The organism is Nocardia albiluteola (genome assembly GCF_018860155.1).
In the GTDB taxonomy this organism is placed as follows: Bacteria; Actinomycetota; Actinomycetes; order Mycobacteriales; family Mycobacteriaceae; genus Nocardia; species Nocardia albiluteola.
Map to the genome: position 1 here is coordinate 42,539 of NZ_JAHKNI010000023.1, position 20,881 is coordinate 63,419.

The 20,881-nt window shown below is 67.5% G+C and carries 21 protein-coding genes and 1 other RNA gene; 13 read left to right on the plus strand and 9 right to left on the minus strand.

Annotated elements, in window-relative coordinates; genetic code table 11:
* The first annotated feature begins 47 nt into the window (after positions 1-47).
* Positions 48-998, plus strand: a complete 951-nt coding sequence (locus KO481_RS39495; protein ID WP_245402176.1) for an ADP-ribosylglycohydrolase family protein — start codon at positions 48-50, stop codon at positions 996-998.
* Positions 999-1,126: 128 nt separating this feature from the next.
* On the opposite strand, the gene KO481_RS39500 is transcribed toward KO481_RS39495, so the two are convergent.
* The 3 genes from KO481_RS39500 to rnpB all read right to left on the minus strand — a co-directional run bounded on the left by KO481_RS39500 (position 1,127) and on the right by rnpB (position 3,710).
* Positions 1,127-1,459, minus strand: coding sequence for a hypothetical protein (locus KO481_RS39500; protein WP_215923677.1), 333 nt, complete (start codon positions 1,457-1,459; stop codon positions 1,127-1,129).
* Positions 1,460-2,217: 758 nt separating this feature from the next.
* Positions 2,218-3,210: an SPFH domain-containing protein gene (locus KO481_RS39505; RefSeq protein WP_245402177.1), complete on the minus strand. Its 993-nt coding sequence runs from the start codon at positions 3,208-3,210 to the stop codon at positions 2,218-2,220.
* Positions 3,211-3,301: 91 nt separating this feature from the next.
* An RNA gene (gene rnpB / locus KO481_RS39510) (RNase P RNA component class A) lies at positions 3,302-3,710 on the minus strand.
* Between the two features lie 126 nt (positions 3,711-3,836).
* Here rnpB and KO481_RS39515 point away from each other — a divergent pair.
* Both KO481_RS39515 and KO481_RS39520 read left to right on the plus strand, forming a co-directional pair.
* On the plus strand, positions 3,837-4,724 hold the full coding sequence (locus KO481_RS39515; RefSeq protein WP_215923678.1) for an alpha/beta hydrolase: 888 nt from the start codon (positions 3,837-3,839) through the stop codon (positions 4,722-4,724).
* Positions 4,725-4,772: 48 nt separating this feature from the next.
* Positions 4,773-5,246: a GNAT family N-acetyltransferase gene (locus KO481_RS39520; RefSeq protein ID WP_215923679.1), complete on the plus strand. Its 474-nt coding sequence runs from the start codon at positions 4,773-4,775 to the stop codon at positions 5,244-5,246.
* Positions 5,247-5,276: 30 nt separating this feature from the next.
* Here KO481_RS39520 and KO481_RS39525 read toward each other — a convergent pair whose 3' ends face one another.
* Together KO481_RS39525 and KO481_RS39530 are read right to left on the minus strand one after the other, a co-directional pair.
* Positions 5,277-6,455 (minus strand): bifunctional RNase H/acid phosphatase, encoded by a 1,179-nt coding sequence (locus tag KO481_RS39525; protein ID WP_215923680.1) that lies wholly within the window; start codon positions 6,453-6,455, stop codon positions 5,277-5,279.
* A gap of 81 nt (positions 6,456-6,536) precedes the next feature.
* Positions 6,537-7,274: a zinc ribbon domain-containing protein gene (locus KO481_RS39530; RefSeq protein ID WP_215923681.1), complete on the minus strand. Its 738-nt coding sequence runs from the start codon at positions 7,272-7,274 to the stop codon at positions 6,537-6,539.
* Between the two features lie 176 nt (positions 7,275-7,450).
* Between KO481_RS39530 and KO481_RS39535 the strand changes: the two genes are divergently transcribed.
* Positions 7,451-7,894 carry an OsmC family protein gene (locus tag KO481_RS39535; protein ID WP_215923682.1) on the plus strand — a complete coding sequence of 148 codons (444 nt, stop codon included), beginning with the start codon at positions 7,451-7,453 and terminating at the stop codon, positions 7,892-7,894.
* 21 nt (positions 7,895-7,915) lie between these two features.
* On the opposite strand, the gene KO481_RS39540 is transcribed toward KO481_RS39535, so the two are convergent.
* Together KO481_RS39540 and cobC are read right to left on the minus strand one after the other, a co-directional pair.
* Positions 7,916-9,046, minus strand: a complete 1,131-nt coding sequence (locus tag KO481_RS39540; RefSeq protein WP_215923683.1) for a Nif3-like dinuclear metal center hexameric protein — start codon at positions 9,044-9,046, stop codon at positions 7,916-7,918.
* A 165-nt stretch (positions 9,047-9,211) separates the two neighbouring features.
* Positions 9,212-10,462 carry an Rv2231c family histidinol phosphate aminotransferase CobC gene (gene cobC, locus KO481_RS39545; RefSeq protein WP_308166957.1) on the minus strand — a complete coding sequence of 417 codons (1,251 nt, stop codon included), beginning with the start codon at positions 10,460-10,462 and terminating at the stop codon, positions 9,212-9,214.
* An 864-nt stretch (positions 10,463-11,326) separates the two neighbouring features.
* On the opposite strand from cobC, the gene KO481_RS39550 reads away from it, so the two are divergent.
* From KO481_RS39550 to moaA, 3 genes are all read left to right on the plus strand, one after another.
* Positions 11,327-12,574, plus strand: a complete 1,248-nt coding sequence (locus KO481_RS39550; RefSeq protein WP_215923684.1) for a molybdopterin-dependent oxidoreductase — start codon at positions 11,327-11,329, stop codon at positions 12,572-12,574.
* Between the two features lie 131 nt (positions 12,575-12,705).
* Positions 12,706-12,951 carry a hypothetical protein gene (locus tag KO481_RS39555; RefSeq protein ID WP_215923685.1) on the plus strand — a complete coding sequence of 82 codons (246 nt, stop codon included), beginning with the start codon at positions 12,706-12,708 and terminating at the stop codon, positions 12,949-12,951.
* Positions 12,948-14,024 (plus strand): GTP 3',8-cyclase MoaA, encoded by a 1,077-nt coding sequence (gene moaA, locus KO481_RS39560; protein ID WP_215923686.1) that lies wholly within the window; start codon positions 12,948-12,950, stop codon positions 14,022-14,024. Before KO481_RS39555 ends, moaA begins: the two co-directional genes overlap by 4 nt.
* Positions 14,025-14,186: 162 nt before the next feature.
* Here the strand turns inward: moaA and KO481_RS39565 are convergent, their stop codons facing one another.
* On the minus strand, positions 14,187-14,396 hold the full coding sequence (locus KO481_RS39565; protein WP_245402178.1) for a hypothetical protein: 210 nt from the start codon (positions 14,394-14,396) through the stop codon (positions 14,187-14,189).
* Positions 14,397-14,697: 301 nt separating this feature from the next.
* Here KO481_RS39565 and KO481_RS39570 point away from each other — a divergent pair, with 301 nt between their 5' ends.
* Both KO481_RS39570 and KO481_RS39575 read left to right on the plus strand, forming a co-directional pair.
* Positions 14,698-14,940 (plus strand): MoaD/ThiS family protein, encoded by a 243-nt coding sequence (locus tag KO481_RS39570; protein ID WP_215923687.1) that lies wholly within the window; start codon positions 14,698-14,700, stop codon positions 14,938-14,940.
* 53 nt (positions 14,941-14,993) lie between these two features.
* Positions 14,994-15,419: a TOBE domain-containing protein gene (locus tag KO481_RS39575; RefSeq protein ID WP_215923688.1), complete on the plus strand. Its 426-nt coding sequence runs from the start codon at positions 14,994-14,996 to the stop codon at positions 15,417-15,419.
* 408 nt (positions 15,420-15,827) lie between these two features.
* Here the strand turns inward: KO481_RS39575 and KO481_RS39580 are convergent, their stop codons facing one another.
* Positions 15,828-16,040: a TOBE domain-containing protein gene (locus KO481_RS39580; RefSeq protein ID WP_215923736.1), complete on the minus strand. Its 213-nt coding sequence runs from the start codon at positions 16,038-16,040 to the stop codon at positions 15,828-15,830.
* 660 nt (positions 16,041-16,700) lie between these two features.
* Here KO481_RS39580 and KO481_RS39585 point away from each other — a divergent pair.
* From KO481_RS39585 to KO481_RS39600, 4 genes are all read left to right on the plus strand, one after another.
* The gene (locus KO481_RS39585) at positions 16,701-18,158 is read left to right on the plus strand and encodes a catalase (RefSeq protein WP_215923737.1); all 1,458 of its coding nucleotides are present in this window, start codon (positions 16,701-16,703) and stop codon (positions 18,156-18,158) included.
* 288 nt (positions 18,159-18,446) lie between these two features.
* Entirely contained in the window at positions 18,447-19,208 is a 762-nt protein-coding gene (locus KO481_RS39590) for a tyrosine-type recombinase/integrase (RefSeq protein WP_215923689.1), read from the plus strand.
* 28 nt (positions 19,209-19,236) lie between these two features.
* Positions 19,237-19,782: a low molecular weight protein-tyrosine-phosphatase gene (locus KO481_RS39595; protein ID WP_308166958.1), complete on the plus strand. Its 546-nt coding sequence runs from the start codon at positions 19,237-19,239 to the stop codon at positions 19,780-19,782.
* Between the two features lie 5 nt (positions 19,783-19,787).
* Positions 19,788-20,732 (plus strand): SURF1 family cytochrome oxidase biogenesis protein, encoded by a 945-nt coding sequence (locus KO481_RS39600; protein WP_215923738.1) that lies wholly within the window; start codon positions 19,788-19,790, stop codon positions 20,730-20,732.
* Positions 20,733-20,881: the final 149 nt, after the last annotated feature.

The following is a 20,881-nucleotide window of genomic DNA, read 5'->3' on the forward strand; positions in this document are numbered from 1 at the left end:
CCCGGCACATCCCGACCGCCCGGCGGGCCCGGTTATCATCGGACGCAATGTATGTCGACTTGATGCTCGATTCTCTCGAGGGACTGTCGGTGGGGGATGCGGTGGGCCAGCAATTCCCGGTCATGCGCCGATCCATTCCGGAACTGCTGGCGGGCGAGGTTCCACCCGGCCCGTGGGAATGGACCGACGACACCGAAATGGCCTGCTCGGTGGTCGCCGAACTCGCCGGTCACCGCGCGATCGACCAGGACCGGCTCGCGATGTCGTTCGCGAAACGGTTCGATCCGGCCCGTAGCTACGGGTGGGGGGCGCAGCACCTGCTGCGCAAGGTTCGCCTCGGCCATCCGTGGCGCAAGCTGTCCGCCGCCGCCTTCGATCACCGCGGCTCCTGCGGTAACGGCGGGGCCATGCGGGTCGCCCCGCTCGGCGCCTACTTCGCCGGAAAGCCGGAAAGGGCCGCGGCCGAAGCGATCCTGTCCGCACAGGTGACACACATGCATTCCGAGGGCGTCCTCGGCGCGGCCGCGGTCGCCGTCGCGGCGGCGATCGCCGCGCAGGCCCGGCTGCGCGACACCCGGCCCGGACCGGCCGAATTCCTCACCGCCGTCCTGGAACACCTCGACGGCGGCGAGACGACCGGGCTGATCCGCCACGCCCGCACGCTGCTCGGTGCGCCCCTGGACCGGGTGGTGAGCGAGCTCGGCAACGGCAGCATGGTGACCGCCCAGAACACGGTGCCCCTCACGCTCTGGGTGGCGGCCACCCACCTGCACGACTATCCCGCCGCGATCGCGACCTGCCTTGCCGCGGACGGTGACATCGACACCACCGGCGCCATCACCGGCGGGATCGTCGCCACCTACACCGGCACGGCCGGGATTCCGCCCGGCTGGCTCGCCGCGCGAGAACCGCTGCCCGACTGGTTGACCCGGGACCCTCGCGTGCGGCGCGGCGGAAAATCCGGGTTCGACCGCGTCCGGCAATGGTTCTCGCGCTGACCGCGGCGCTGCGCGGCTGAGCGGGGCACGAAAAAGGCCGACCTCGGACCCGGTCCGGAGTCGGCTTGATTCGGTTCGCGCCGCACGGGAACCACCGCCCGCGCAGCGGTTCCGGGCGCGGGCGCGAACTACTGCAGCGCCAGCATGGTGCCGCTCAGCTGATCGAACGGCCCGAAGACGGTGAACACGACACGTCCGTCCGGGTAGTGCGACGACAGATCCGCCGCCGAATCGAGCGCCTGCCCGAACGACGCCGCGGACGGGTGCGGGATCACCCCGATGGTCTGACCGATGTGGGTCTGGTGCACCCATTGGGTGTCACCCGGGCTGAGATCGATCCGGACCCCGCCGTCCAGCGGCGTGACCGCGACCGCGGAGGCCGAGCCGGCCCCCAGCACAGCCAAAACCGAAGCGGCACCGGCGATCAGCGCACCGGCGGCCAACTTGCGAACTGCTCGCATATAGACAGAACCTGCTTTCCGACATTCGTTGACACCCATAGACCTCAGCCGCCACCCCCGACGGCGAAGTCATCCAACGCGCAATACCTTATGACGGCAATCACTGTTCCGGCCACTTCGACGCGAATCGCCGCGCGCGACACGCCGATAACAATCGGATGTCGGCCGAATTGGCCGGATTCCGGTCACGGCGAATGGCGCATTGGAGACTCCGGAATCCGGCGAGGCATGCGGTGCCTGCGTTTTCGTGTGCCCGTGCGGATCGGACCGCCGGATCGACCGCGGCCGCCGGGATTGCGGCGATCGGGCGGCGCGCCATGGCGTGCCCGTTGTCATCATCGGCGTGGCGCGACGGTGACCCAGCGCGCCGATCGACATGATTCAGAGCGGGTCAGCATAACTTCCGCCTCCGGTCGCGTCCGGTCCGGTGGGTCCGCGGCGCGCCCCGAAGTGGGACGACGCGGATGCGTATTCAGCAGTTTCTGCGCCACGGCCGGGCCGCTGTTAATGTGGCCGGAAGTTCACCGGGGACGGTCGACCCGCCTCGCTGAACCCGCACGCATCAACAACACCTGAGGGAGTTTCGCACCGAATGTCGTCCATCGTCTACGACTACCTGCTGCCTATTCTGGGACCCGAACAGGCCACGCACTGGGCCCAGATCCTGGTGATCGCCCCCGCGGGCTAACCGACAGCACGGTTTTTCCGCACCGACACAACGGCGGTCCCCATTTTCAGGGGCCGCCGTTTTTCGCGTTTCAGTCCCTGCCGACGCCTTCGGCGCTGTCGGCGTCTTCGACACTGCCGGGTGCCTGGCCGTGAACGACGGTCTCGTCGCCGGCGGCCGCCCCGACATTGTCCGTTGCCTCTTCATGGTCGGCCGCCCAGATACTGACCGTCGTGTCCTCGGCGCCGACCGCCCCAGGCCCATATGTCGTCCCGTCGGTGCCGGCCGCGTCGGCACCATCCTGCCCCGCGTTGTTCGCCCCCGGAGTGGACCGCTCCAGAAATCGCAACAGCTCCACGGGGAACGGCAGCACCAGCGTCGAATTCTTTTCCGCCGCCACCTCGACCACCGTCTGCAGCAGGCGCAGCTGCAGCGCGGCCGGTGCGGCCGCCATCGTCGCACCCGCGTCGGCCAGCTTCTGCGAGGCCTGCAGCTCGCCCTCGGCGGTGATGACGCGGGCCCGGCGCTCGCGCTCGGCCTCGGCCTGCCGCGACATCGAGCGCTTCATCGACTCCGGCAGCGCCACATCCTTGATCTCCACCCGGTCGATGTGCACGCCCCAGGACAGCGCCGGGCTGTCGATCATCAGCTCCAGGCTCTGGTTCAGGTGCTCGCGGTTGGACAGCAGGTCGTCCAGATCGCTCTTGCCGATGATGTTGCGCAGCGAGGTCTGCGCCACCTGACCGATGGCGAACAGATAGTCCTGCACCTCCACCACGGCCTGCACCGGATCGATCACCCGGAAGTACACGACCGCATCCACCCGCACTGTCACGTTGTCGTGGGTGATGCCCTCCTGCCCGGGCACCGGCATGGTGACGATCCGCATCGGCACCTTGCGCATCCGGTCCACGAACGGGATCAGCATCCGCAGGCCGGGATCGCGCACGTCCCGCACGCGCCCGAACCGGAACACCAGCCCCCGCTCGTACTGTTCCACGATCCGGAAACCGGCCCCGGCCCCGATCGCTCCGAACACGGCGCCGATCGCCACCACCGTGCCGATGATGCCCAAGATGTCCATATCGCACCGCCACGCGAGTTGCCCGGCACACCAAAGAAACCGGGCCCTACATCGATGATGGCACTGAATGCGCTCACCGGCATGGGGACTTGAGACGAGTCGGTCTGTAAGCCGGATCCTGTCCCCGGCCTGCGCCGGGGGGCGACCATCCATCTGGGTGCACCGTCGCCGGGCACCTCGAGCGGTCCACCCGCGGGCTCGGGCGAGCAGCCCTCGAACACCCGCGCAGCCGCACTCGCGAGAATGCGGCCTTCGACCTTGCTCCGGGCGGGGTTTACCTAGCCGCCCCGGTCACCCGGGGCGCTGGTGCGCTCTTACCGCACCGTTTCACCCTTACCGATGCTTGCGCATCGGCGGTTTGTTTTCTGTGGCACTGTCCCGCGGGTCACCCCGGGTTGCCGTTAACAACCGCCCTGCTCTGTGAAGTCCGGACTTTCCTCGGCACCGGGCGGCGGCACATGCGTGCCCGTTCCCGTCGCCGCGGTCGCCCGACCGACTCGTCTGCGGGAATTATGCCGCATCGGACCCGCGCGTGGCGATTCCGATGCCCGCCCCGGCCCGTTTCAGGCCCGCGACCGGGGATCCAGCGCAGCACGTCGGTTCCGGAGCAAGTACCGTATTCCGCCATGGAGCGTGTCGAGGTGGGGTTCCCGTCGGGAAGCGAGCAATGTGCAGCGTGGCTCTATCGGCCGGACGGCCCGCCGAAACCTCGACCCCTGGTGATCATGGCGCACGGCCTGGGGGCCAACCGGGAGATGGGTCTGGACCGCTATGCACGACGATTCGTGGCGGCCGGAATGGGCGCGCTGGTCTTCGACTATCGCCATTTCGGGGACAGCGAGGGTAACCCGCGCCAGCTGATCAGCATCCGCCGCCAGCGCGAGGACTGGCGCTCGGCGATCAAGTACGCGCGCACCGTCAAGGGGTTCGACGCTACCCGAATCGCCCTGTGGGGCACCTCGTTCGGCGGCGGCCACGTGCTGTCGATCGCGCACGAGGACGACTACCTCGCCGCGGTGGTCGCCCAGTGCCCGTTCACCAGTGGCTGGGCCTCGATGACGGCCAGGGGGCCGATCGGCACCCTGCGCGTGGGCACCATCGCGCTGCTCGATCAACTGCTCGGCCCGATCTTCCGCAGGCCGATCAAGGCGCGACTGGCCGGGCGCAAGCGATCCGCGGCGCTGATGGGCGCCTCGGACGTGCCGGAGGGGTTCGGCCGCCTGGCCGAGGAGAGTGCGACGTATCAGCCGAAGGTCGCCGCCCGCATCGGATTGCGGGTGCTGTTCGACTCGCCGTGGCGGCGCACCAAGGGCATCAAGGTACCGGTGCTGTACTCGCTATGCGACGAGGATTCGGTGGCACCGATCCGCACCTCGCTCAAGGCCGCGCAGCGCACCAAGCACGCGATCGTCAAGCGGTATGAGATCGGGCATTTCGACATCTACTTCGACGACTGGTTCGAGAAGGCCGTCTACGACCAGACCGATTTCCTGGTCTCGGTGCTGCGCCCCTGATCCGCAATTCCATTGCCCCGTGCCCTGTCCCGGGGGCACTATCGGACCATGATCGTGCGACAGGTCGGGACGCAGGACTGGGAGACCGTGCGGACCGCGCGGCTGGCGGCGCTGGCCGGCTCTCCGCCCGGAACATTCGCCACCCTGCTCGAGGAGGCGCAGGATTGGGACGAGCAGCACTGGCGCGACTGGGCCGCCCGGCGCACCATGTTCGTCGCCGAATCCGACGCGGGCGTGATCGGGTGCGTCGCAGGGACTTCCGAGGGCGAGGTAGCGGTCATGGTGTCGATGTTCGTCGCGGCCGAGGCCCGCGGCACCGGCACCTCGGACCTGCTGATCGAGGCGGTCACCAGTTGGGCGCGCGCGGGCGGGCACGCCGAGCTGCGGCTGTGGGTGGTGGAGGGTAATACTCCGGCCGAAAAGCTGTACCGGAGGCTGGGTTTCGTGCCCACCGGCCACTACCGCGAGACCCGGGTCCACGCCCCGGACCGCGAATACCAGATGGCTCTCTCGCTTCGCTGAATTATGGATCTCGCGCTGCGCTGAGTGCCGCTACAGATAGGACGTGTCGTTGACCAGGCGGACCGACGCGCCGCCGTCGGGGTAGAACTCGGCGATCGACAGCGAGGCCAGGTCCAGATGCAGCCGGTACAGCAGCGAGGGGCCCACGGCGAGGGCCAGCTGCAGCAGCGTCTTGATCGGGGTCACGTGACTGACCACGACGACGTTACGGCCCGGGTAGAGCCCGATCAGATCGGCGCGCACGGCCTCGATCCGCTCACGCACCGCGCCGAAGCTCTCCCCGCCCGGGGCGGGCACGGACGGATCGGCGAGCCAGCGCGCGTGCAGCTCCGGGTCGCGCTGTGCCGCTTCGGTGAACGTGAGCCCCTCCCACTCACCGAAGTCCGTCTCGATAAGCCGGTCCAGCACCCGCACCGGGGCGTCCAGGGCCTGCGCGACCGCGTCGGCGGTCTCCCGCGCGCGCCCCAGCGGCGAGGTCACCACCGCGGCGATATCTCCCTTGGCCGCAAGGTATTTCGCCGCCCTGGCCGCCTGCTCGCGGCCGAGCGCGGTCAACGGCGGATTACCCCGGCCCGAATACCGCCGCTGCACAGATAGTTCCGTCTGACCGTGCCGCAGCAGCAGCAGCCGGGTGGGACGGCCCTGCGCGCCGGTCCAGCCGGGGCTCGCAAGCTGCTCCGGCTTCGCCTGCGCCGCACCGGCATCGGCCGGCCCCTCGGGCTCGCTGAGCGGGCGTAGCGCGGCGCCGGGAGTCTCCTCGGCCTCACGCACCTCCTCGACGACGGACCCGTCGTCCATCGCCTCGTTGGCGAGCCGATCGGCATGTGCGTTCTGCGCGCGTGGGATCCACGCGAACTCGACCCGGTCGAATCCCGCGACAAGCCGGCGGGCCCGGTCAGCGAGCGGAATCATGGCCGCGTGCTTGACCTTCCAGCGGCCCGACATCTGCTCGACAACCAGTTTGGAGTCCATCCGGACCTCGACCACGCGCGCGCCCAGTTCGCTCGCGGCCTCCAAACCCGCTATCAGCCCGCGGTATTCGGCGACGTTGTTGGTGACGACTCCGAGGAATTCTTTGCGCTCGGCCAGCACCCGCGCGTGATCGGCATCCCACACCACCGCGCCGTACCCCGCCGGTCCGGGATTACCCCGCGAACCGCCGTCGGCCTCGATGATCACGTTGGTCGTCACCGCGGTGCACCTCCACATCGGTCTCGTCGGTCCGGCCCGGCAGCGACTCTCGCATCGGAGCGGCTCGGGACAGTTGCGGCGATCTTCACCGCGGCCGCCTCACAGCCCGGATTGCTTGGTGCGCACCATGATCGCGCCGCACTCGGGGCAGCGGATCACCTCGTCCGGTGCGGCCTTGGCGATCCGGGCGATCTCGCCGCGGTCCAGTTCGATGCGGCACGCGCCGCAGCGGCGGGCCTGCAGCAGGGCCGCGCCGACGCCGTGCTGGACGCGCTGGCGGTCGTAGACCGACAGCAGTTCGTCCGGGAAGGCGCTGACCAGCTTCTCGCGGTCGGCGGCGCAGCGCTGTGCGGCCACGTCGAGGTCGGCCAGGGCCTCGTCGCGGCGGCGCTGCGCCTCGCCGAGATCCTCCTCGGCCTTGGTCAGGTTGGCGCCGGTGTGCTCGTGGTCGGCGACGGCGGCCTCGCGCCGCTCCATCACCTCGAGCAGGTCGTCCTCGAGTACACCGCGGCGGCGCTCCAGGCTGCCCAGCTCGTGCTGCAGCTCGGAGAGCTGTTTGGCGCCGACGGCGCCGCCCTCGAGCATGTCCCGGTCCCGTTGCTCGCGCTTGCTGACGCCGTCGATCTCGTTCTCCAGCTTGCGGATATCGCGATCGAGGTCGTCGAGCTGGATCTCGACCTTCACCGCCGCGTCCTTGCGGGTGATGCGTTCGGCCTCGAGCCGCTGCACCTCCTGCTCCTCGGGCAGCACCTTGCGGCGATGCTCGATCCGCGTCACTTCGGCGTCGACCGCGGCGAGGTCGAGCAGCTTGGCCTGGATCGATGGTTCGACATTCAACGCGGGATGTACTCCTCGACACTGTGGACTGGTGCGGCGCGGGCCCGGGTGGGCCGACACCGAAGGTCCCACGGTACTCCGCGTGCACCCGCACACACCTCCCCGCCACCCGTTTCGCCCGGATGGCAGCAGATAATTCGGCGGAGGCCGAAGCGATCATGTGACACGCTCGACCCGTGAGTGTCCATCATTACGAAGTCGAGGTCCGCTGGAGCGGCGCGACCACCGATTACCGCTCGTACTCCCGCAACCATGAGGCCCGGGTCCCGGGACGACCGCCGATTCCGAGCACCGCCGACCCCAAGTTCCGCGGCGACGAGTCCCGGTGGAATCCGGAACAGCTGCTGGTCGCGTCGCTGTCCGAATGCCACATGCTCTGGTATCTGCATCTGTGCGCCGAGGCCGGCATCGTGGTCACCGACTATCACGATGCCGCCGCGGGCGTGATGGACAACGTCAGCTTCCGATCGGTGACCCTTCGCCCGCGGGTGACGATCACCGACGCCGCGCGCGCTGACGCGGCCCGCGAGCTGCACACCGAGGCGCACAAGCGCTGCTTCGTGGCCAACTCGATGAATTTCCCGGTGACGCACGAGCCGCAGATCGTGACCGGAGCCTGACGCCGGGGCCGGGGCGCCCGTTCAGTCGTCCGCGGCGCCCACGGTCCAGGGGTCGGTGCGCAACGCGCTGACCCGAGTCTCGAGCCCCGGCAGCGCCGCCTTCACCACACCCGCGGCCTGAGCGCACCACGGGTACTCGGTGGCCCAGTGGGCCGCGTCTATCAGCGCCGGGCCGCCCGCACGCAGATGTTCGTCGGCGGGGTGGTGGCGCAGATCCGCGGTCACGTAGGCGTCCACACCGAGCCGGGATACGGTGCCCAGAAAGGAATCTCCCGCGCCGCCGCAGACCGCGACCGAGGCGATCCGCCGGTCGGGATCGCCCGCCGCGCGCACCCCCCAGGCGGTGGCGGGCAGCGCGGCGCGCACGCGAGCGGTGAAGCGGCGCAGCGTTTCCGGCTCCGGCAGCTCGCCGACCCGGCCCAGGCCCAGACCGGTCGGCAGGCTCGCCCGCTCGGTGACGTGATAAGCCGGTTCCTCGAACGGATGCGCGGACCGCAACGCCGCGAGCATCGCGGCCCGGGCCGACGGCGGCGCCACGACCTCGATCCGCTCCTCGCTCACTCGCTCGAGCGCACCGATCGTCCCGATCGCCGGTTCGGCGCCCGGCAGCGGGCGGAACTGCTCGACGCCCGGCATCCGCCAGCCGCATTCGCGATAGTCGCCGCTAGCGCCCGCCCCGGCCGCGAACAGGGCCGCCAGCACCGCGTCCGCGTCCGCGGGCGGCACGTTGACGGACCAGAGATCCACGGCCGCGGCGGATTTCGACTCGAGCGGGCCGGTGACGCGCAGCCCCAGCGCCTGCGCGAGGGCATCGGAGACGCCGGGATCCGCGGAGTCCGCGTTGGTATGCGCGGTGAACAGCGCGCACCCGTTGCGGATGAGCCGGTGCAGCAGTGCACCCTTCGGCGTATCGGCGGCGACGGTGTCGACCCCGCGCAACAGCAGCGGATGGTGCACCACCAAAGCCTGTGCGCCCCAGTCGATCGCCTCGTCCACGACCGCGGCCGTCGCGTCGACCGCGAACAGCACCCGCGTCACCGTCTCCCCCGGATCGCCGCACACCAGCCCCACCGAATCCCACTTCTCGGCCAGCCGCGGCGGATAGGCGCCGTCCAGCACCCCGATCAGCTCTCCCAACCGCACCTGCGTCACCGCGATACCTCCTCGACTCCGGTCATCCCCGACTCATCGCCCATCCAACACGGCCTCGCCGGGCGCTCATCATCCATCGTCCCGTACCGCCCGACTGCCTGATATCGTCTCGGCATCCACGCCTGCTCGCCCACTGCCGCAAGGGGTTTCGGGCCCACGCCCGGATCACAGCCCGACTTCGCGCAGGGCAGCGATGAGCCGGTCGACCTCGGCCGGGGGGCGGACCGCCAGGCGCAGGTGGCCGGGGCCCAATCCGGGGAAGGTGTCGCCGCGGCGGACCGCGATGCCGGTCTCGGCGAGGCGCTTGCGGAGCAGTTCGGCGTCCGGGACGCGGATCAGGACGAACGGGGCGCGGGCGGGTTCGTGCACCGCGATGCCCAGCGCACGCAGGCGCGGGATCATCGCGGCCCGGTCGGCGGCGATATCCCGTGCGCGAGCGTGTGATTCGGCGACCGCGTCCGGATGCGCCGTCGCCGCGATCGCCTCCAGCTGCAGGGTGCCCAGCGGCCAGTGCGCGCGGCCGTGCCCCAGCCGGGCCAGCAGCGCCGGCGGTCCGAGGAAGTATCCGCAGCGCAGTCCGGCCAGTGCCCAGGTCTTGGTGAGGCTGCGCAGCACCAGCACGTCCTCGAACGGCTGTGCCGCAAGCGATTCGGGCTCGCCGGGCACGGCGTCGGCGAATGCCTCGTCGACCACGACGAGGCGCCCGGGCCGCCGCAGCGCGCGAATCGTCCGCGCGGGGTGCAGCACCGACGTCGGATTCGTCGGATTGCCCAGCACCACCAGGTCCGCCGCCTCGGGAATCAACGCGGGATCGAGTTCGTACGGCTCGGGCAACACCACCCGGGTTACCGCCACCCCGGCCTCGCGAAGCGCCAGCTCCGGTTCGGTGAACGAAGGATGGACGACCGCGGCAAGCCCCGCGGCCAGCCGCGGCAGCATCGCGAACCCCTCGGCGGCCCCGGCCAGCAGCAGCACCTCCTGCGGGGTGCGTCCATGACGCGCCGCGACCGCCGACCGGGCGGCGGCCTCCTGCTCCTGCCCCGGATAGCGCCCCAGCTCCCCCAGCCTCGCCGCCAGCCGCGCGCGCAACCATCCGGGCGGCCCGCTGCCCTGCACGTTGACCGCGAAGTCCAGCATCCCGGGGCGCGCGTCCACGTCTCCGTGATGCCGAAGCTTCGCCGGATCCACCTCACCCGGATCACCCGCACCGCCGAGCGCTCCGCGCCCTCCTTCGGCGGTCTCGGCGCCAGCGCCCGATCCGGCGACCGTCGAGCGCGCGGGACCGGCACCGGTTCCCGAGGGCACGTGCGGCCCCTCGCTCCCGGCGTCCCATGCTGCGGCGCGCGCCGACAGAAGCCCTGGTGAGGGGCTCGTCGGCGACTGCGGCTCGGGTGTGGCCATGGTGTCCTCGGGCACAGCCGTCCACCCTACGTGGCCACCGCAGGCAGCGAACCGACACAATGGCTGTTGTGGGCGAGCTGCACGTGACATTCGTACAGGATGCGCGTTGGTGGCGTTGGGTGGGTGCGATGAGATTGGGAACGCCCTGGTAGGCCGGTTTTTGAGCGTTGGCAAGCGTTCACGGCCTCTAGGGTGTTCAGGGCAGAATTCGTAGAAAAATCGTAGCGGACCGGTCAGCGCTCTGGTGTGGCTGTGCCGCTGCTACCACGGGTTCGCCGCCATCGGGCTGGCCAGCATGGTGCTGTACGAACAGCACATGCCGGTCCCCGCAGGAGTGCTGGCCCGTCGCCGAAAAGTGCAAGTCGATCTGCGACCAACTCGAGGGTGTCCTCGGGGAGCGCCTCGCCGAGAAATATGCCCTCGATGCTGGCACGAGCACGCGAGCCTACGGCGACCCGATGATGCGGTGGGACGGTCCGGACCTTCCAGGATGTGCGGAGCAGATATGACGGCTGGGGTTGGCAACGCAAACGGTCTGCGAACGGATTACCGCCGATATCGCCCTGCCTCGCCCAAAAGACCGTCGAGGATCGACCTGACACTTGACAAAAACAGCCCACATATCAGAGATATTCCCGCACTTGCGGCACCGCGCCCCATTATTCAACCGCAAATGCCGCCGACTTCATATCGTCCGCTCGATATACAATTGCCATTTCAATTACGTGCAATTTTCCCGGTTGGGGTAGATATACGGAGGCGTTCGAGGAAATAATGAAAACGTCCCCGTCTCTGGCGGGCTGAGCGATCACAGTTGCACGCCAACTTTTGCCGATCAGGGCGAGCCACAACATACTCGAACCAGCATACGGAGGGACCATGACCTCGGGAGCCACCTATCCGACCGCGAACGGCGAGCGCTTCACTCTGGACGTTGATATGAACGCCGACGTGCCCCCGTACGAGGACTATCAGCACACCGACCATCTCGACAACTTCACCGTGATGGAGGTCGTCGGCAAAAGCCGCTGTCACGGAATGCACCTCGAAGGGCTGACCTACCCGATCACACCGATCGGGATGCACTATCTGCTGATTCACTACGACGTCCCCGAGATCGACGAGAAGGCCTATCAACTCAAGGTCGACGGCCTGGTGAACAACAAACTGACCCTGGATATGGACAACATCCGCAGCCGGCCGAAGGTCACCATGCCGGCCACGATGGAATGCTGCGGCAACGGTCGAGCGAGCCAGCGGTGGCGGCTGTGGGCACACGTCCCGTGGAATCACGACGCGATAGGGACCGCCGAGTGGACGGGTACGCCCCTGCGCGGGGTGCTCGAGGACGCCGGACTCCGAGACGACGCGGTAGAGGTCCTCTTCACCGGGCGCGACAAGGGCATCCAAGGCCCTCCGGATGGGGCGGAAGTGCAGTACTTCCAGCGCAGCCTGTCCGTCGACTACGTGATGAACAGCGACAACGATGTCTTGCTGTGCTATGAGATCAACGGCCAGCCACTGCCGCCGCAGCACGGATTCCCGCTGCGGCTCCTGGTTCCCGGCTGGTTGGGGGCGACCAACGTCAAATGGATCGACTCGATCGAGGCGACCTCTACCAGGCTCACCGAGCGCCAGATGAAGTGGTACAGCTACGCCGAAAATGACAACGACCCTAACCGCATTCCCTGCACCTTCCAGCAGACTCGAGCGATGATGATCCCTCCCGGCATCCCCGACTTCCTATGCCGGTTCCGCCACCTGGAAGAAACGTCGGCCGTCGAGCTACGTGGCCGTGCCTGGGCTGGCGGACTTCGCATCGAGGAAGTGGATGTCAGCATCGACGGCGGAAAAACCTGGTCGCCGGCAAAGCTCGACGCCCCCTTCGGCAAGTGGGCCTGGGTTGGCTGGTCGTTCATCTGGAAGGGCGTCACTCCTGGTCAGTACACACTGCGGTGCCGCGCCAAGGACGAACGGGGCAACATGTCGAAGGACGACGACTCGGTGCACGACTACTACGCGATGGACATCACCAAGCCGCAGTATGTCGATGTGAACGTGTATCCCAAGGGCACTCTGGCTCCACTCAACAAAATCCCATTGCCAGTGCAGTTCCCGTCACTTTGAAAAACGGGCAGTGCGCAAGTGGGCGGGAACAAGCCGTGTCCGGCGTCAGCGGCGACTGAGCCGAGGCCATCGTCGGGGTCTCGGCGGCGTAACTGTGAACGCCGTCCCACCGCAGCAACGATGGAGAAGAAATGACGGAAAAGTACACCACGACCGGTGCGGGCGCCCCGGCGCACAGTGATGATCGGTCGTTGACCGCGGCTGTGAGTAGGGCGCGGCAGTTGGTTGCTCCTTTTGTGGCTGATCGGATTCGTGGTGTTCGGTTGTGGCGGTGGCTGGGTTACAACATGAACGACGAGCTGCCGAGCTACCGTCATGCAACACCGCCGCGGCTGCACGAGGAATTGCGGCACGACTTCGGAGGAGTAGCGCCATGACGGCCACGGAGCTCGGTGTTCCTGTGGTGCCGCCCCTAGCCGAGGGCTCAGCAACCGCACCCCCGTCGACGGGTCCGTTGATCGACACCTACGGGCGCGTCGCGACCGATCTGCGAGTGTCGTTGACCGACCGTTGCAACCTGCGGTGTACCTACTGCATGCCAGCCGAGGGCGTGTCGTGGTTACCCGCCAGGCAACTGCTGCAACCCGACGAGATTGTCCGGCTAGTACGCATCGGCGTGACCCAAATGGGTGTGACCAGGGTGCGGTTCACCGGTGGAGAACCATTGCTGGCCAAGCATCTCGAGGAGATCATCGCCGCGACCGCATTGCTCCGTCCCCGCCCACAGATCGCGCTGACCACCAACGGAGTGCGGTTGGCCGAGCGGGCGGAGACCTTGGCGCTAGCCGGTTTGGACCGGGTCAACGTGTCGCTCGACAGCATCGATAAGACGCACTTCGCGGCGATCACCCGCCGCGACCGGCTGTCCGATGTGCTGGCCGGCTTGGCCGCTGCAGGCGCGGCGGGTTTGCGACCGGTGAAGGTGAACGCGGTACTCGATCCCGAAACGGGCCTCGACGATGCGGTACCGCTGGCACGCTTCTGCCTGGAACATGACTACCAACTACGGATCATCGAGCAGATGCCGCTGGACGCCGGACACCAGTGGCGTCGTGAGGCCGCGGTGACCGCGGAGCGGGTGCTAGCAGTGCTAAGGCACTATTTCACATTGCAGCCGGATCCGGTGCCGCGGGGTTCGGCTCCAGCCGAGGTGTGGTGCGTCACCGATCCCGCGACGGGCCGCACCGGAAAGGTCGGCGTCATCGCATCGGTATCGCAACCCTTCTGCTCGACCTGTGACCGCACTCGGCTGACCGCCGACGGACAGATCCGCAGTTGCCTGTTCGCCACCGAGGAGACCGACCTGCGAGGGCTGCTGCGCAGCGGAGCCGACGACGACGCAATCGAGGCGGCCTGGCGTGCGGCGATGTGGTCCAAGCCTGCTGGCCATGGCATAAACGACCCGAACTTCATTCAGCCCACACGACCGATGAGCGCGATCGGCGGCTGACGTGACCACTGAGTCGTACAGATCGATTCACATCACCGTCAGGTGTTCCACGGCTGCCCGCGCCGCTGGGGGCTCCGATTCCTAGCAGGGCACGGCCCGTGATGGTCGCGGGCACGCAGACAGATCTGCTGCTGGCGTTCCTGGTATCTGCGGCCACATCTTCTACGCTGCAACTCTTCTCGATTGTGATAACACCGCCAACCTCATTGGATACCCCACCGGCACTACACAATCGGCGCACGGAGGAACCGGTGCTCTGGTCATCACTTTCACCGCCCCCACGGCAACGGCGCCTGCCCGGCCGCCACCACACCGGCCAGCCGCAGAGTGAACAACGGTCACCGACTCCGCCCGTACCGCATACCCGTCCATCCCGGAGTTGCGGAAAAACCGGCAGATCCACCGGCGACAACATATCCGCGGCCAGTCGCCGCTCTAACAGACTCGCCGGCGGAGTCTCGATCGCGTCAATGTTCCGACCGCACCCGACTCACCGCCGACGGCATAGTGCCGAGGAGTTCGGTGGCGGCAACCACGGTCGATTGGGCCCACTTGCGGTCGGCATCGAGTGGCATCTGTGCAGTGGCGTACCGCGATGTGGCACACACCAGTCGGACACGCGATATCGGCGCGGTTGGATTCGTATGCCCGCAACGCATGATGGGAGCTATCGATGGTTGAGATCCGTTACTTCGCTGCGATGGCCGACGCTGTAGGCACTGCCAGTGAGCATCTGGCCGTGCCTGCCGACGCGACTATCGCAGACCTGCGGCGGATACTCGTCACGACCCATGGGTCCCGCCTCGCTCCGATGCTGAAGGTGTGTGCGTTTCTGGTCGGAGACGAACTCACCCGTGACGACGCGGCGCGCCTCACGCCTCGGGTCGATGTCCTCCCCCCGTTCGCTGGAGGTTAGCGCTTGAGCTCGGCTGGCAACATCATTTGCCAATAGATAGCTAAACTGGTCTCGTGCCCCAATTTCGAATATCCGAAGCCGCCGAACTTTTGGGCGTCAGCGACGACACTGTCCGCAGATGGGTCGACGCTGGGCGGCTCCTGACAACTGACGGCGTCGGTCCTCGCATGGTCGATGGCGCAGCGCTCGCTGCGCTTGCCCAGCAGCGCGCAGTCGGTGCGTCGCCGTCCGCGCAGCCTGTTTCAGGTGAGTCGGCTCGTAACCGCTTGGCCGGTCTGGTCACCAATGTAGTGCGGGACACTGTGATGGCACAGGTTGATATTCAGGCCGGACCGTTCCGGCTGGTTTCACTGATGAGCCGGGAAGCTGCAGACGAAATGGGGCTCGAGCCGGGCAGCCTGGTGGTCGCCTCGGTGAAGGCCACGAACGTCGTCGTCGAGACACCCGTGCGCCGACCTCAAGCGCATTTGCCGACATAGACGTAGCGGTAACGGCTTCCTGCGACGCGGACTAGGCTGCTGGGCCGGAACGACGCCGCCCACTCCGGCGGGCGCCCACCGCGTCCGCGATCCGCCGACAGGCGATCGTCACTACGGGCGCTCACCCAACGGACGACCGGACCGCAACGCGTCTGGTCCACGCCCACTGCCACCGCAGTCACACCAAACACGTTGGCGTGCATCGCACTTCTAGCCGACCTGTGAGCCTTCAGGGCTTGCTCGAGCCGGTGGCCTGGAAAGCGGGCACGGCCGGTTCTTAGTAGCGAGGGCGTGGCAACACGCCCTCGCTACCCGCCGAACGCTGGTTCGCCTTCCTCACCCAACAGCCCGTCCTCTGCTACGCACGGATTGAAGCCAATCCGTCGCACCCTCCCGGTGGCCGAGGCCTCACTCCACGCCGATGGTTACCGCTGTTGACTTGATGAGTACCTTTGCGGGCTGGCCCACCTGCAGGCCCAAATCGAGCGCGGCGTTCCTGGTCACCGAGGATGTGACGACCTGGCCGCCACCATCGAGCCGAATCTTCACAATTGCCATGACAGCGCCGAGGTCGACTTCGGCGATGGTTCCGCTGAGCTGATTCTGGGCCGATATTCGCATACCTGTCTCCCAATCTTCGGTGGTTTGCGAGGAGTGTAGGCACGCTCGTTGCACGCCGTCGGTACGCCGCGCCGCGCGGCGCTTCACTCGGAGTCTGCTCGAGCGTCTACTAAGCGCGCCGTACGGTGCTAATTGGTTGCTTAGCCTGCGGCGGCCACTCCGGTCCTCGGCGAGCTCGTCGAGATTGGGTTCGCCGCCTGGCAAGATTGAAGTCAGCACCAATAACAAAAACACCTCAGAGGATGCTGAATTCGAAGCTCCCATCGGCAAGTATGCGTAGGTCGGGTGGAAATACAGGTCGCCCAACGTCAAGCGTGGTCAGTACGTGCTGAGGCGCCGAGCAACCGACGCCAAGGCGATGTCGAGAAGACGACAACGCCGCGCGGCTACTCCGCGATGGGCGTACCCAAGCCGCAATACGTCAACGTCGGAGTGCGGACGAAGGCCGAACTAGCTGAGGGTGCCAGGGGCGCTGTGCCCATGGCTCCCGACCCTCCGAGCCCAAAACCATAGCCGAAAGATTGCCGTACTCCCTGCATTCGTGTTGAATCGCAGGTGAAACCCAGAGTTTTCGGGTGCTGCGCATTTGCACAGTGTCGCCATAAGTCTGCCGAGAAGGCTCGCGCATCATACCGCAGTAGCGAGGAGATGGGTACGAAAATGGCCGGAAACTACCGCACCAACGAGGTGGGCGCGCCGTCGCCGACCGATACTCATTCACTGACCGTCGGCCCTAACGGTCCGATTCTGCTTCAAGACCACCAGCTGATCGAAACCATGGCCCACTTCAACCGAGAGCGAGTCCCCGAGCGGCAGCCGCATGCCAAGGGCGCTGGAGCTTTCGGGCGTTTCGAGGTCACCAACGATGTGAGCGCCTATACGAAGGCGAAGGTCTTCGCCCCGGGCACGAAAACCGAGGTGTTCGTGCGGCTCGCGGGCAACGCCGGCGAGCGCGGCAGCGCCGACACCCTGCGCGACACCCGCGGATTCTCGGTCAAGTTCTACACCACCGATGGGAACTTCGACATCGTCGGAAACAACGTCCCGATGTTCTTCCTCCGCGACCCCATCAAGTTTCCGAATCTGATCCGAGCGGCGAAACGCCGGGCGGACAATAATATTCACGACCACAACATGACGTGGGATTTCTGGACACTCTCGCCGGAGTCCGCGCACCTGGTCACGCTGGTCATGGGCGACCGCGGCATTCCGAAGACGTTGCGGCACATGAACGGGTACGGGTTGCACACGTTCAGCTGGATCAACGCCGATGGCGAGATCTTCTGGGTGAAATACCACTTCAAGACCGATCAGGGCATCGAGTGCCTGACCCAGGCCGAGGCCGACCGGCTCGCCGGCGTCGACCCGGACTGCAACCAGCGCGACCTGTTCGACGCGATCGAGCGCGGGGACTTCCCCAGTTGGTCGCTGAAGGTGCAGATCATGCCGTTCGAGGAGGCCAAGACCTACCGGCTCAACCCGTTCGACGTGACAAAGGTGTGGCCGCACAACGACTATCCGCTGATTGATGTCGGCACGATGACGTTGGACCGTCACGTCCGCGATCACCACACCGACGTGGAGCAGGCGGCATTCGACCCCGGCGCCCTAGTACCCGGCACCGGGTTGAGCCCGGACAAGCTCCTCCTCGGCCGGAGTTTCGCCTACGCCGACGCGCAGCGCGCTCGGATCGGCATCAACCACAAGCAAATCCCGGTCAACGCTCCCAAGGTCGAGGTGCGCAGCTACGCCAAAGACGGCGCCATGCGGGTACTACCTGTCTCCGACCCTGTGTACGTGCCCAACTCCGCAGGTGGACCGGTGGCTGATCCGGCACGCGCCTCCGAAATCGTCTGGCACACCGACGGAGATTTTGTACGCACCGCTTACACCCTGCGCCGCGACGACGACGACTGGAGCCAAGCCGGAGACCTGGTGCGTCGCGTGATGGATGAACCTCAGCGAAAGCGATTGGTGAGCAACATCATCGACCACATGTGTGATGGTTCAGGGGTGAAGGAGCCAGTGCTGTCGCGTGTCTTCGAGTATTGGCGCAACATCGACCCGGACATCGGCGCCCAGGTCGAACAGGAGTTCCGCGCCCGAACCGGCTCCTGAGTACCTACCTCAGCGGGATGACCGGCTTGGTTAGGTGTCGTTCAGCCCCGCCTCTCTGATGGCATGGAATGTGGCAGGTTGTGCTACTCACGGTCCCTCGGCGAACGTGCGCGCCCCTTTGGCCTGCTGAGGCCGTCGGGGCGCGAACGAGCGCGCTATCGGCGATACCACCCTGAGGAGAGGCAGTGGCGCTGCGGGCTGTGGGGGTCACCACCGCCGTCCGTTACAAGTCGGGGGCTCGCCGCCGCCCAGAGCAGCGGCCTGCTCTCGGTCGGCACCGACCGCACCGTGACCCCCGAGACCGGTGCCGCGATCCGGGTGTGGGTGTCACCCGCGCTACCCCCGGCCGCACAAGGCATCGATGCCGACAGCAGGTTTTACGCTGCGACCGAACAGATCTGGCAGGTCTACGACGCCATCGACCCCCAGTTCCGGATCGCGGTCGTGCTCGGTGCGTTCTTCGGGCTGCGGCTCAGCGAGATCGCCGGGGCAGACATCGAAGATTTGAACTGGTCCACCCTGATCTACACTCCGGGGCTTCAGTACCGGAAACCGAGTTGCCGTGAACCAGACCGACTCGACGCCCCGGATGACAGCCTCAAACGCCCCGCCTCCACAAAACCGTTCCCTGTCGACCCCTGGGCTGCAGATCTGCTGCGGCAACTGTTGGACGGGCGCACCAGCGGTTACATGGTCATCGTGAACGGCGAGCGCGTCGCCTCACATCAGATCTCCAGGGCAATCGCGGCGGCCGTAGACAAGATAGGCGGCCCGATGGCCGAACGAGTGACTCTCGGGCGACGCTATCCCGAGCGCCGATTTACCTCTCACGGTCTGCGCCACTACTACGCGTCGACGCTGTTAGCGGTCGGCGAGACCATCGCGACCGTGACTATGAAGGTCCGCCACAAGTCGCCGGTTACCACCTTGAAGGTCTACACACACCTGGTGAATGCTGGAAAGCGGCTCGACGCCGATACACTTGGTGCGGAGGCGCAGCGGGGCCGAAGAGCGGTGGCCGCTGCGGGCTGGAACACGCATGCGGCATAAATCGTAGGAGATTCGTAGGATGGACCCCGTGACCACGCAAACATCCTGGTCACGGGGTTCATTTAATCAGCGCCAGCTGAACGTGACATTCATCTGCACCGGGAACATCTGCCGGTCGCCGATGGCCGAGAAGATCTTCGCCGCGTCCGTCGAGCGGGCCGGGCTCTCGGATCGGGTGCGCGTGAGTAGCGCCGGAACCACGCCCTGGCATGCCGGCGAGGATGCGGATCCGCGCACCACCGCGGTCCTGGCGCGGCACGGCTATCCGACCGGGCATGTGGCGGCGGTCGTCGGGCCCGACCACCTCCGGGCCGATATGGTCGTCGGCCTCGATCGCGGGCACGACCGCTACCTGACCCGCAACGGCGTACCGGCCGCGCGCCGCCGCCTGCTGCGCAGCTTCGACCCGGACGCCTCGACCACCGACGTCGAGGATCCGTACTACGGCGACGATCGGGACTTCGAGCGGGTCCGCGAGGAGATCGAGGCCGCCGTCCCGGGACTGCTCGACTGGGTGCACGACCAGCTCGGTGAACCGCGCGAGGCGCCACGGCGACAGGGCGAACCGCAATGAGCGTGCTGCGCCGGCTGACCTTCCTGCTGCGACCCAGCTGGGCGATTCTGGCCATCGTCGTGGCCGCCTTCGCGTACCTCTGCTTCACGGTGCTCGCGCCATGGCAGCTGGGCAAGAACATCTCGACCTCGCACCGCAACAACCTGATCGCCGATTCGGTCCGCGCCGCGCCCGTCGAGGTCACCACGCTGCTGAACACCCCGAACGCCAAGGACACCGAGTGGCGGCGCGTCACCGCCGAGGGCAGCTACGTGCCCGGCTCGACGGTGCTGCAGCGGCTGCAGCGCCTCGACGACAAACCCGCATACGGCGTCCTGACGGAGTTCCGGCTGCCCGACGGCCGCACCCTGCTGGTCGATCGCGGCCTGCTCGGGGCCCCCGACGGCGCACATCTGCCGGTGGTCGCCGCTGCGCCGCCGGGCGCGGTGCGGATCGAGGGCCGCGTGCGCAAGTCCGAGGGCACGATTCCCGGCAAGGAGCCGATGACCGAGAACGGCTACCGGCAGGTGTATTCCATCGACACCACCCAGCTCTCGACCGTGCTCGGCACCCCGCTGACCGGCATTCCGACCGGCGGCCCGGGCGGTTACGTGCAGCTGGGCGACGGCCAGCCGGGCGCGTTCACCCCCGAGGCGCTACCGCAACTCGACGCCGGACCGTACCTGTCGTATGGCCTGCAGTGGATCGCATTCGGCGTCATGGCCCCGCTCGGCCTCGGCTACTTCGTCTACGCCGAGATTCGCGAGCGCCGACGCGAACGCGGGACGGGCGAGACGCCCTCGACTCCGGTCCCGGCCGGACCTCCCCACACCCCAACCGATTCCACCGACGGCGTCCCCGAACCGGCCCCCACGGACCAGCCCCCGGAACCCGCCGCGGCGACCCCGACGCCACCGCCTCGGACCAACGCCGACCGCCTCGCCGATCGTTACGGCGGGGCCCGTCGCTGATCCGGCGGAACCTCGGCCGGAACAGCGGCTCCTTCGCCGGCCGACGGGTCGAACCCGACATCGCATGGCCCGCACCGGCATTCGCAGTCGGCCGGCCGTCGAGCCGATCGGCGCCCTCGCGCCTTGGAGTCGGCGTCGTGGCTCAGGCC

Coding starts and splice junctions, on each gene's coding strand:
- KO481_RS39495 (WP_245402176.1), top strand. CDS start 48: ATGTATGTCGACTTGATGCTCGATTCTCTCGAGGGACTGTCGGTGGGG.
- KO481_RS39500 (WP_215923677.1), bottom strand. CDS start 1,459: ATGCGAGCAGTTCGCAAGTTGGCCGCCGGTGCGCTGATCGCCGGTGCC.
- KO481_RS39505 (WP_245402177.1), bottom strand. CDS start 3,210: ATGGACATCTTGGGCATCATCGGCACGGTGGTGGCGATCGGCGCCGTG.
- KO481_RS39515 (WP_215923678.1), top strand. CDS start 3,837: ATGGAGCGTGTCGAGGTGGGGTTCCCGTCGGGAAGCGAGCAATGTGCA.
- KO481_RS39520 (WP_215923679.1), top strand. CDS start 4,773: ATGATCGTGCGACAGGTCGGGACGCAGGACTGGGAGACCGTGCGGACC.
- KO481_RS39525 (WP_215923680.1), bottom strand. CDS start 6,455: ATGTGGAGGTGCACCGCGGTGACGACCAACGTGATCATCGAGGCCGAC.
- KO481_RS39550 (WP_215923684.1), top strand. CDS start 11,327: ATGACCTCGGGAGCCACCTATCCGACCGCGAACGGCGAGCGCTTCACT.
- KO481_RS39555 (WP_215923685.1), top strand. CDS start 12,706: ATGACGGAAAAGTACACCACGACCGGTGCGGGCGCCCCGGCGCACAGT.
- moaA (WP_215923686.1), top strand. CDS start 12,948: ATGACGGCCACGGAGCTCGGTGTTCCTGTGGTGCCGCCCCTAGCCGAG.
- KO481_RS39565 (WP_245402178.1), bottom strand. CDS start 14,396: ATGGACGGGTATGCGGTACGGGCGGAGTCGGTGACCGTTGTTCACTCT.
- KO481_RS39570 (WP_215923687.1), top strand. CDS start 14,698: ATGGTTGAGATCCGTTACTTCGCTGCGATGGCCGACGCTGTAGGCACT.
- KO481_RS39580 (WP_215923736.1), bottom strand. CDS start 16,040: ATGCGAATATCGGCCCAGAATCAGCTCAGCGGAACCATCGCCGAAGTC.
- KO481_RS39585 (WP_215923737.1), top strand. CDS start 16,701: ATGGCCGGAAACTACCGCACCAACGAGGTGGGCGCGCCGTCGCCGACC.